Origin of the sequence: Noviherbaspirillum sp. (genome assembly GCF_035654295.1) — a bacterium.
Lineage (GTDB): Bacteria > Pseudomonadota > Gammaproteobacteria > Burkholderiales > Burkholderiaceae_D > Noviherbaspirillum.
Genome location: NZ_DASRXF010000100.1, coordinates 40,161 through 50,348, shown reverse-complemented (window position 1 = coordinate 50,348; position 10,188 = coordinate 40,161). Strand labels below are relative to the sequence as shown.

Here is a 10,188-nt window from a genome sequence, read left to right as displayed (position 1 = left end):
AGGAACTGGCCCTTCTTGATGTTCACCGGCTTGCCCGACTGGGCGCAGGCGCGGATGAAATCGGTTTGGCGGCACAGGAATGCCGGGGTCTGCAGCACGTCGACGACGGCCGCGACCGGCTTGATCTCATCGATTTCGTGGATATCGGTCAGGACAGGCACGCCGATCTGCTTCTTCACCTCGGCCAGGATTTCCAGGCCTTTTTCCATGCCCAGCCCGCGGAAGGACGAGCCGGAAGAACGGTTTGCCTTGTCGAACGACGACTTGTAGATGAACGGGATGCCCAGCTCGGACGTGATTTCCTTCAGGCGGCCCGCGGTGTCGAGCGCCATCTGCTGGGACTCGATCACGCAGGGGCCGGCGATCAGGAAGAACGGCCGGTCCAGGCCTGCTTCAAATCCGCACAACTTCATGCTGCTTTCCTCTCGGACGACGCCTGCTTGCGGGCCAGCGCCGCCTTGATGAAGGAGATGAACAGCGGATGGCCGTCGCGCGGGGTCGACTTGAATTCGGGGTGGTATTGCACGCCCACGTACCACGGATGGCCGTGGTCGCCGGTGCGCGGCAATTCCATGATTTCGCACAGGCCTTCGTTCGGCGTGCGGGCGGACACGACCAGGCCGGCCTCTTCGACACGGCTCAGGTAATGGTTATTTGCTTCGTAGCGGTGACGATGGCGCTCGGTGACCTTGTCGCCATAAATTTCCGCTGCGATGGTGCCTGGCTTGACCGCGCAGGTCTGGGCGCCCAGACGCATGGTGCCGCCAAGGTCGGAGTTGACGTCGCGGCGCTCGATCTTGCCGTCGTGGTTCTGCCACTCGGTGATGAGCGCCACCACCGGCTGTTCGGTTTCCGGATCGAACTCGGTCGAATTGGACTTGGCGAGGCCGGCCTTGTTACGCGCAAACTCGATCAGCGCAACCTGCATCCCGAGGCAGATGCCGAGGTAAGGCACCTTGTTTTCGCGGGCGTAGCGGGCGGCGGCGATCTTGCCTTCCACGCCGCGCTTGCCGAAGCCGCCGGGCACCAGGATGGCATCGTACTTGGCCAGGTTCGCGGTGCCCTTCGCTTCGATCTCTTCGGAATCGAGATATTCGATATTCACGCGGCTTTCCGTATGGATGCCGGCGTGGCGCAGCGCCTCCGTCAGCGACTTGTAGGACTCCGTCAGGTCGACATACTTGCCGACCATGCCGATGGTCACTTCCGCCTTCGGGTGCTCCAGCGCGTACACGAGCTTGTTCCACACCGACAGGTCGGCCGGGCGCGGCGAAATCTCGAGCTTTTCGCAGATGATCTTGTCCAGGCCCTGGTCGTGCAGCATCTGGGGGATCTTGTAGATGGTGTCGGCATCCCACACGGAGATGACGGCTTCCTCGCGCACATTGGAGAACAGCGAGATCTTGGCGCGCTCGTCGTCCGGAATGCGGCGGTCGGCGCGGCACAGCAGCGCATCCGGCGAAATACCGATTTCGCGCAGCTTCTGCACGCTGTGCTGGGTCGGCTTGGTCTTCAGCTCGCCTGCGGAAGCGATGTAGGGAACCAGGGTCAGGTGCACGAAAGCCGTGGAATTACGGCTGGAGCGCAGGCTGAGCTGACGCGCGGCCTCCAGGAACGGCAGCGATTCGATGTCGCCCACCGTGCCGCCGATCTCGACCAGCGCTACGTCGAAGCCTTCGGCGCCGCGATGGATGAAATCCTGGATTTCATTGGTGATGTGCGGGATCACCTGCACCGTCTTGCCCAGGTACTCGCCGCGGCGCTCCTTGCGGATCACGGACTCGTAGATCTGGCCGGTGGTGAAGTTGTTCACCTTCCTCATCTTGGCCGTGATGAAACGTTCATAGTGGCCGAGGTCGAGGTCGGTTTCGGCGCCGTCGTCGGTGACGAACACTTCGCCGTGTTGGAACGGGCTCATCGTGCCGGGATCGACGTTGATGTACGGATCGAGCTTGATGAGGGTGACTTTGAGGCCGCGCGATTCAAGGATCGCAGCGAGGGACGCGGCTGCAATCCCTTTGCCCAGGGATGAGACAACGCCGCCAGTGACGAATACAAACTTGGTCATTGCTGAGATGTGCCGGACGGCACGTGCGGGAAATTCAAATTATAACCTAAACCGCCCCGGCCATCCTCTGTTTCGATCTTTCCCTGGCGTGCCGGAGCCCCTTCATGGACGGTATGAAAACTGCAGGTGCAGATAGTTCTGCGCCCCGATCGAATTCGGCAAGTCCCTGATTTCATTACCGCGCCGGACGAATGCCAGCGTTGCCCCGAAGGGCCCGTAAGTCCATCCAAGGCCGGCTTCGGCGCTACCGGTCACCCGCTTCGGTTCCACCGTATGCGGGTTGTCTTTCCTGAAATATCCGCCTTCCAGCGTCCCGTTATGCCCGACCACGCGGCCTTCGGCACGCAGGAAGACATGGAACGCGGAGTCCGATGGCGCGGCATGAAGTTGCCCGGCACGCACGAGCAGGCTTGCACTTGCGTCGGTAAAGATATTGCCGAAGCGCGCACCGAAGGCCGGCGTAATGTCCACCGACCGGGAAGGACTCCACCGCACCGGCGCAAACTCCCCGTGCAGCACGACGCCCACTTCATTCCTGACCTGCTTGCTCCACCCGCGCGGCAGCGGCTGGTCCAGGATCTTGTGGAATTGCGTCTGTGTCCACTCGCCGCCGGCGCAGGGGCCTAGGCAGCCGATGTCGATGCCGAAGCGCGTATAGGTGCCGTCGGCGCGCTGCACGTCCTTGAAAAAACCGCCATACAGCCAGCCCGCATACGGATGGTTGGGCGGGCCGACAAGTTCCGGAGGCAGCTTGATGTCGGAGGCGGTATACAACTCCTGTCCCAGGCGCCAGCCGAAGCTGGTTACCGTGCCATTGCCGCGCAGGGAACTGAGACGGGTATAGCGCAGGCCGCTGGTGTAAAAGCCGTCGTCGCGGTTGAGCAGGAGTGTATCGTTGTCGATATCCACCAGATGCGTGGTGGTTCCCCTGGTGCTGACCTCCGCGTATTCGGCAGCGATGCCGCCGAGGGGATTCGCATGCGCTACGGTCGCACACAGGGACAGGGGCAGGCACAGGAGGACGGGTTTGAGATAACGAAGCATCGCGTTCATTTTGACAGGAGGTTGCCGATCATCCCGTGCAGGGCCTTGGCGGCCGCAACCGGGTGCTCCATCGGGAAAAGGTGGCCGCCCGGAATCTGCGTGAAGTGCCGGCCGACCAGCCGCCGCGTGGACGTCAGCCCGGCCTGCCTGCATTCCACGGAATCGGTGCCGCCGACAAAGCCGACCGGAACCGGGAACGGCCGGCGGATCAATTGTCCGAGGTGGTGCGGCAAGGTGCGGTACACCGCGGTTTCCGTCTCACGCGTGAAACGCAGCGTGACACCTTCCGCATGCGGCATGAGCCCGTGGTCGACGTAATCCCGCAGCACTTCCGGCGGCCACGCGGCGAACATCGGCTTGGACGCATAATGCCGGTAGGCTGCCTCGGCGTCCGGCCACACATTGCGCCGCTTTTCGGAAAACTGGGCGGGCGAGAACCGGTCATCGATACCGATACGCTTTGCCGCACGCAGCAGTACCGCGCGCCAGCCCGCGACCAGCGGCGAATCGAGCAGGACGACGCAGCGCGCGAGTTCCGGCCGCGCCCGCGCCGCCATCAGGCTGAGTATGCCGCCCATCGAGTGGCCGACGAGGATGACCGGCTGCGAATAGCGCGATTCGAGCGCATCGACCAGCTCCGTGACCAGTGCTGGCCAGCCGTTGCTGACGGGATAGGCGGGGTTATGGGCATGGATCGGCAATGCCTGCACGTCGTAATGCTTGCGCAAATGCTCGAAAAAGATGCGATACGTCCCCGCGGGATAACTGTTTGCGTGGGCGAAATGGATGATAGGTCGGGTCATGCTGGTGTGCGATTGTCGAAACGATCCAGATTGTAATTCGATTGCGGCACGCAGGATTGGAGCGCATCGCCTAACTCGGGTTCACCTGTCAGCGACCGTACCAATAGCGCGCATGTCCGTTGCGGTACTCGCTTATCTTGAGTGTCTGCCCGATGCGCAGGCTGATGGCCCCGGCATCGTCCGAGCGGATGCGCCGGATGCCGAGTTCCCCATAGCGATCGAACACTTCGGCCTTGGGATGGCGGTAGCGATTGCGATAACCCACCTGGAACAGCGCGATCTCCGGTTGCACCGCGCGGAGGAATGGCGGGGTCGACGATGTGCCGCTGCCGTGATGCGGCGCCACCAGGACCGTGGCGCGCAGCTGCTCGCGGTCACGCTCCACCAGCGCCGCTTCCTGCTGCGCCTCGATATCGCCGGGCAGGAGCACAGCATGTTCTCCCATGGTGAGCTTGAGCGTGCAGCTGCGTGCATTGGGTTTCCACTTCGTGCTGGCGTAGGAATCCGCGGCAGGATGCAGCATGTCGAACGACGCCCCGTCCCAGCGCCAGGATTGCCCCGCCAAGCAGTGTTGGTGGCGCGGCGCCGCCTGCACTATAGGATGGATAAGCGGAAGCGACGAATAGACGACGCCGACCTCGATCTCTTCCAGGATCGACAGCGCCCCTCCGGAATGGTCGTTGTCGCTGTGCGAAACGATCATCGCATCGAGCTTGTCGATGCCGCGTGCGCGCAGGTAGGGAAGAATGACGCGGTTGCCGCCGTCGGACTCGACGGAATACGCAGGCCCGGTGTCGTACAGGAGACGCCTGTTTTCGGTTTCGACCAGCAAGGCTGTCCCTTGCCCGACATCGAAGGCGGTGACCCACATCTCCCCTGCCCCCGGGCGGACGGGTGCATTGATGAACACCGGGAGCAGGCCCGCCACCCCGAGCCAGCGCACCGGCCAGCCCGGCGGCGCAAGCAGCCACAAGGTCCCGGCCAGCGCGGCGAGGAACATCCACCACGACGGGACCGGCGCGCGCCATACCGCCGCCGGCGAATCGCTGAGCAATTGCAGGATCGATGCCAGCCAGGCGACCAGCGCATGGGCGGCGCCTAGGCACCATCCGATCAGGGGATCGGGCAGCACGCTGCCCGCCAGGGAAAGCGGGGTGACCAGGAAGCTGATCAGCGGAATGGCAATCACGTTGGCCAGCGGCCCGATGATCGAGATCTGGCCGAACAGCAGCATCGTCAAAGGCACCAGGCCGATTGTCACGACGTACTGCGTACGGGCAGCCGATTTCAGCAGTCGCATCGATTTCTGCGCGCTGGACGGCGCTTCCTTCGTCTCGGCCGTCCGTCCTGCCGATGCATACAGGATGATCGCGACCGCGCCGAAGGAAAGCCAGAACCCGGGTGACAGGACGGCCCACGGATCGAGGACGGTCACGACAGCGAGCGCCGCGCACAGCACATGCGAGACGCTGGTGATGCGGCCCGACCATACCGCGGCCACGACGACGGCGAGCATGTAGAGCGTCCGCTGTGCCGGCACGCCGAATCCAGCCAGCAGGACATACAGCAGCGCGACGATCACGCCCGCGAGCGCGCCCGCTTTTTGCGCGGGCAATATCAGCGGCAACTGCGCGCGCGTAAAGAAGGATCGGCGCCACAAGGCGGTAACGAGGGCGGCGAACAGACCGGACACCATCGTGATGTGCAGACCCGAAATCGATACCAGGTGGCCCACGCCCGTGCGGTTGAAGATTTTCCAGTCGGATTGGCTGACCGCGCGCTGGTCGCCGATGACCAGCGCGATAATCACGCCGGCGTATTCCTTGTCCGGCAGCGCGTCGCGGATCCGTTCGCGCAACCAGGAGCGCGATCGCTCCACAACATTGCGGATACCGGGAACGAAGTCGTCCAGCCGCTGGTTTTTCAGCGCAGCGTGCTGGTCGGGGCGGACATAGCCGGTCGCACGCAGTCCCTGCTCGAGCAGCCACACCTCGTAATCGAATCCATGCGGATTGGCATTTCCGTGCGGCCGCCGCAGGCGCACTGTCAGTTGCCACCGCTCGCCGGGGCCGACCTTGCCGACCGCTTGCAGCTCGTCCTGCCGGAATGCGGAATACCAGGACAGGGCCAGCCGCCCGGGCAGCACGGGCAGCGCCTCTCCCGCTTGCCGGTCGGCGTCGACAACACGCTCCACTGCAAAGTTGAAGCGCACGCCCTGCTCGAACACGTAAGGCAGGCTGTCGATGGTGCCCACGATCGTTACGTCGCGCCCCTCCCAATCCTTCGGCAATTCGGCGGACAGGAAATGCTGCGCTACGATTCCTGCCCAGGCGAAGCCGAGTACTGCCCCGGCCAACGCCAGCAGCGGCACGCGCAGGCGTGCGGACTCCATCCTCCTGAGCCACGGCCAGACGAGGCCTGAGATCGCCAGTGCAAGCATGAGCAGCCACAACGCCGGCAGTGCAGCCTGATGCTGCAGCAGGGCGATTCCGCCCACGAAACCGGCAACCGTGCTGCGCATCTAGTTCAGGCGGGGAAGGACGTCGCGTGCATTGCGGGAAGTGATCTCCGCGATCCGTTCCACGGGCAGGCCGCGCAGTTCGGCGAGGACTTGGCCGATGCGCGGCAGTTCTTCCGGGCTGTTACGGCGCGGGTGCAGCCAGACGGGGGAAATGTCGGGAGCGTCCGTTTCGAGAACCAGCGCATGTTCATCGACGCTGGAAGCCAGCCGCCGGATCTGCAGCGCGCGCGGAAATGTCATCGCGCCGCCGAAGCCCAGCTTGAAGCCGAGGCGGACGAATTCCTCGGCTTGCTGAAAACTGCCGTTGAAGGCGTGGGCTATGCCGCCGGGCAGTGTGATCCGGCGCAGGTACTTGAGGATGATGTCTTGCGAGCGCCGCACATGCAGCAGGACAGGCAGCCCAGCGTCGCGGGCGATCTTGAGCTGCTCGCTGTAAAAGAATTCCTGCTTCTCGCGCAGCGCCCCTTCGCCGAGCCCGGGCACGAAGAAATCCAGCCCGATCTCGCCGACGGCGACGAAACGCGGATCGTCCATCGCCTCGGCAATCGCCGCGCGGAGGACATCGAGGTCCCCCTCCTGTGCCTGCGGCACGAAGATGGGATGGATGCCCAGCGCGTACGCGCCGTTCGGATGCCGCGCGGCGAGGTCGCGCACGGTGGTGAAGTTGTCGCGGGCGATGGCTGGAATGATGATCTTCGACACGCCGCCCTGTGCCGCGGATTCGGCGATTCGCGTGGACTCCATTCCGAACTCCGCCGCGTCCAGGTGGCAGTGGGTATCAATCCACATAGGGATGCAGGCCGTCCTCCGACAATCTCAGCACGCGGTCGCAATGGCGGGCGAGCTCGACGTCGTGCGTCACGATCACGAAGGCGGTGCCCAGCGTGCGGGACAACTCCAGCATGAGATCGAAGGTCTTGTGCGCGGTCACGCGGTCGAGATTGCCGGTCGGTTCGTCGGCGAGTACGCATGCCGGTTGCGTCACCAGCGCGCGTGCCAGCGCAACCCGCTGCCGCTCGCCGCCGGACAACTCGCCGGGAACATGCGTGACGCGATTGGCCAACCCCACGCGTCCCAGCATCTGGCGCGCGACTTCATGCGCACCGTCGCGCGTCTCGCGCCGGATCATGAGCGGCATGCCGACGTTATCCAGCGCGGAGAATTCCGGCAGCAGGTGATGGAACTGGTAAACAAAGCCGAGCGCATTGTTGCGCAAGTTGCCGCGTTCCTTTTCGCTCAGGCTGGCGAAATCGCGGCCCTGCAGCGTGACGCTGCCCGCTGTGGGCACGTCGAGCCCGCCAAGCAGATGCAACAGCGTCGACTTGCCCGACCCGGAGGCGCCGACGATCGCGACGCGCTCCCCGCGGCTGACGTTGAAGTCGATACCGCGCAAGACATCGACCGAATATTTTCCCTGCGTGAAGGTTTTGGCAAGGCCGCGGCAAGACAGTACAACCTGATCCATCACCATGCCGCGCTCCCTGTGTTTTTGATGTTGTTGTTATTCATAGCGCAGTGCCTCCGCCGGACGGACGTTGGCCGCGCGCCAGCTCGGATACAGGGTGGCCAGGAAGGCGAGAACGACGGCGACGCTGCCGATCGTCCAGACATCGGGCCAGCGCAGATCCGAAGGCAGCGAGGTGATCAGGTAAATATCCTTGGACAGGAACTGGACGCCGAGCAGTCGTTCGATGAAGGGCACGATCACATCAATGTTCATCGCCACGGCCACTCCGAGGCCGACGCCGATTGCAGTACCGAGCAGGCCCACCAGCGCCCCCTGGATGATGAAAATCTTCATGATGGAACCGGGCGACGCGCCGAGGGTACGCAGGATGGCGATGTCCGCCTGCTTGTCGGTCACCGTCATCACCAGCGTGGAGACGAGGTTGAATGCGGCGACGGCGATGATCAGCGTGAGGATGATGAACATCATGCGCTTTTCCGTCTGCACGGCGGCAAACCAGGTACGGTTCTGCTTCGACCAGTCGAGGATCAACAGGTTACCGCTGAGGACGCGCGACAGGGTCAGCGCCACTTCCGGCGCATTCTGCATGTCGGCGATGCGCAGGCGCAGCCCGGTGGGTGCTTCCAGCTTGAACATGCGCATCGCGTCGTCGATGTGGATGAACGCGAGGCTGGAATCATATTCATTGTGGCCGGCCTCGAAGATGGCGCCGACGGTGTACTGTTTCAGGCGGGGCAGCACGCCGGCGGGCGTCACCTGCCCCTGCGGCGCGATCATGGTGACCTTGTCGCCCACGCCGACGCGCAGCGCCCGCGCGAGATCCTTGCCGAGAACGATATTGAACTCGCCGGACTTCAGGCTGTTGAAACTGCCCTCGCGGATCTGGTCCGCCACATCCGACACCTTGGGCTCCTGCTCGGGCAGGATGCCGCGGATGACGACGCCGCGCACCGTATCGTCGCGCGTCATCATGGCCTGCGCCGCGACGTAGGGTGCCGCGCCTTTCACGTCCCCGACCTGGAAGGCCTCCCGCGCGGTTTCCTGCCAATTGGTCAGGCTACCGGTGGCATCGAAGACTTCGATGTGCGAGAGCACCGAGAGCATGCGGTCACGCACTTCCTTCTGGAAGCCGTTCATGACCGACAGCACGACGATCAAGGCGGCAACGCCGAGGGCGATGCCGGCCATGGAAATCAGCGAAATGAATGAAATGAAACTGTTGCGGCCGCTTCGGCGGCCGGCGCGCGTGTAGCGCATGCCGACCAGCCACTCGAAGGGCATATTCTTGATGATGCTCAATAGAGACTCCTGATGACGGCCTCGCGCCTGCGCGCGGTCCGGCCTGCAATTGCCGCGGCTTGCCTGAAAACTGGATTGAATGGCAACATCCGCAGCCGCGAGTTTGCCATAGCATGCTGTTTTACGACAAGACTTTTCTCAATCAAAATCAATGACTTAGGGCACCCGTATTTCAATAGACGGCACCCTTGTTGCCGGCGGCGGGCGCGAGCCCCTCCGCGCCGGGAAACTGGGCGCGCAGCGTGCGTGTTGCCTGGGCAAGCAGGCGAGCGTCCAGCCCCACGGCAACAAAGGTGCAACCCATGTCGATGTAGCGCCGGGCGGCGTCGACGTCGGAGGTCAGTATGCCCGCCGCTTTTCCGCTGGACACGATGCGACGCAGGGCACCATCGATCGCTGTCTGCACCTCGGGATGGCCGGCATTGTTGCGGTGGCCGAGCGACGCCGCGAGGTCGGCCGGGCCCACGAACACGCCGTCCACACCGTCAATCGCGCAGATTTCGTCCAGGTTCTCGAGCGCCCGTCTGGTCTCGGCCTGCACCAGCAGGCAGACCTCGCCGTTCGCACGCTCGACATAATCGGGCAGCAGACCCCAGCGCGATGCACGGGCGATGGCGCTGCCGTCGCCGCGCACGCCCTCGGGCGGATAGCGCGTCGCCGCCACGATCTGCCTGGCCTGCTCGGCAGTGTCGACCATCGGCACCAGTAGCGTTTGTGCGCCGATGTCCAGCAATTGCTTGATCAGTGCGGTATCGCCCACCACCGCGCGTACGATCGGATGGCTGCGGTAAGGTGCCACGGCCTGGAGCTGGGCGAGGAGACTGCGCACGTCGTTGGGCGCATGCTCGCCGTCGATCAGCAGCCAGTCGAAACCAGCCGTCGCGCACAGCTCGGCGGTATAGGGATTGGCCAGCGACAGCCACAGGCCGATCTGCGCTTCGCGCCGCGCCAGCGCTGCCTTGAATGGATTTGCGTGCATCTGTTG

At 64.0% G+C, this 10,188-nt stretch carries 8 protein-coding genes and 1 pseudogene; all 9 read right to left on the bottom strand.

Going from position 1 to position 10,188, the window contains the following annotated elements:
* Window positions 1–413, bottom strand: a pseudogene (locus tag VFF99_RS10925) (3-deoxy-8-phosphooctulonate synthase); the annotation flags it as partial.
* On the bottom strand, window positions 410–2,068 hold the full coding sequence (locus tag VFF99_RS10920) for a CTP synthase (protein WP_325017763.1): 1,659 nt from the start codon (window positions 2,066–2,068) through the stop codon (window positions 410–412). The gene VFF99_RS10920 and the pseudogene VFF99_RS10925, both read right to left, overlap by 4 nt.
* A 102-nt stretch (window positions 2,069–2,170) precedes the next feature.
* The gene (locus tag VFF99_RS10915) at window positions 2,171–3,112 is read right to left on the bottom strand and encodes a lipid A deacylase LpxR family protein (protein WP_325017761.1); all 942 of its coding nucleotides are present in this window, start codon (window positions 3,110–3,112) and stop codon (window positions 2,171–2,173) included.
* Window positions 3,113–3,117: 5 nt separating this feature from the next.
* Window positions 3,118–3,915: an alpha/beta hydrolase gene (locus VFF99_RS10910; protein WP_325017759.1), complete on the bottom strand. Its 798-nt coding sequence runs from the start codon at window positions 3,913–3,915 to the stop codon at window positions 3,118–3,120.
* 88 nt (window positions 3,916–4,003) lie between these two features.
* On the bottom strand, window positions 4,004–6,436 hold the full coding sequence (locus VFF99_RS10905) for a DNA internalization-related competence protein ComEC/Rec2 (RefSeq protein ID WP_325017757.1): 2,433 nt from the start codon (window positions 6,434–6,436) through the stop codon (window positions 4,004–4,006).
* Window positions 6,437–7,225, bottom strand: coding sequence for a TatD family hydrolase (locus tag VFF99_RS10900; protein WP_325017755.1), 789 nt, complete (start codon window positions 7,223–7,225; stop codon window positions 6,437–6,439). It lies immediately after the preceding gene.
* On the bottom strand, window positions 7,215–7,901 hold the full coding sequence (gene lolD, locus VFF99_RS10895) for a lipoprotein-releasing ABC transporter ATP-binding protein LolD (RefSeq protein WP_325017768.1): 687 nt from the start codon (window positions 7,899–7,901) through the stop codon (window positions 7,215–7,217). The genes VFF99_RS10900 and lolD overlap by 11 nt, the downstream gene beginning before the upstream one ends.
* A gap of 36 nt (window positions 7,902–7,937) precedes the next feature.
* Entirely contained in the window at window positions 7,938–9,203 is a 1,266-nt protein-coding gene (locus VFF99_RS10890; RefSeq protein WP_325017753.1) for a lipoprotein-releasing ABC transporter permease subunit, read from the bottom strand.
* Between the two features lie 172 nt (window positions 9,204–9,375).
* Window positions 9,376–10,182, bottom strand: coding sequence for a 4-hydroxy-2-oxoheptanedioate aldolase (gene hpaI / locus VFF99_RS10885; protein ID WP_325017751.1), 807 nt, complete (start codon window positions 10,180–10,182; stop codon window positions 9,376–9,378).
* Window positions 10,183–10,188: the final 6 nt, after the last annotated feature.

What these genes read in the sequence shown, in the direction of transcription:
- VFF99_RS10900 (WP_325017755.1), bottom strand. Translation starts at nt 7,225, where the DNA reads ATGTGGATTGATACCCACTGCCACCTGGACGCGGCGGAGTTCGGAATG.
- VFF99_RS10915 (WP_325017761.1), bottom strand. Translation starts at nt 3,112, where the DNA reads ATGCTTCGTTATCTCAAACCCGTCCTCCTGTGCCTGCCCCTGTCCCTG.
- lolD (WP_325017768.1), bottom strand. Translation starts at nt 7,901, where the DNA reads ATGGATCAGGTTGTACTGTCTTGCCGCGGCCTTGCCAAAACCTTCACG.
- VFF99_RS10920 (WP_325017763.1), bottom strand. Translation starts at nt 2,068, where the DNA reads ATGACCAAGTTTGTATTCGTCACTGGCGGCGTTGTCTCATCCCTGGGC.
- VFF99_RS10905 (WP_325017757.1), bottom strand. Translation starts at nt 6,436, where the DNA reads ATGCGCAGCACGGTTGCCGGTTTCGTGGGCGGAATCGCCCTGCTGCAG.
- VFF99_RS10910 (WP_325017759.1), bottom strand. Translation starts at nt 3,915, where the DNA reads ATGACCCGACCTATCATCCATTTCGCCCACGCAAACAGTTATCCCGCG.
- hpaI (WP_325017751.1), bottom strand. Translation starts at nt 10,182, where the DNA reads ATGCACGCAAATCCATTCAAGGCAGCGCTGGCGCGGCGCGAAGCGCAG.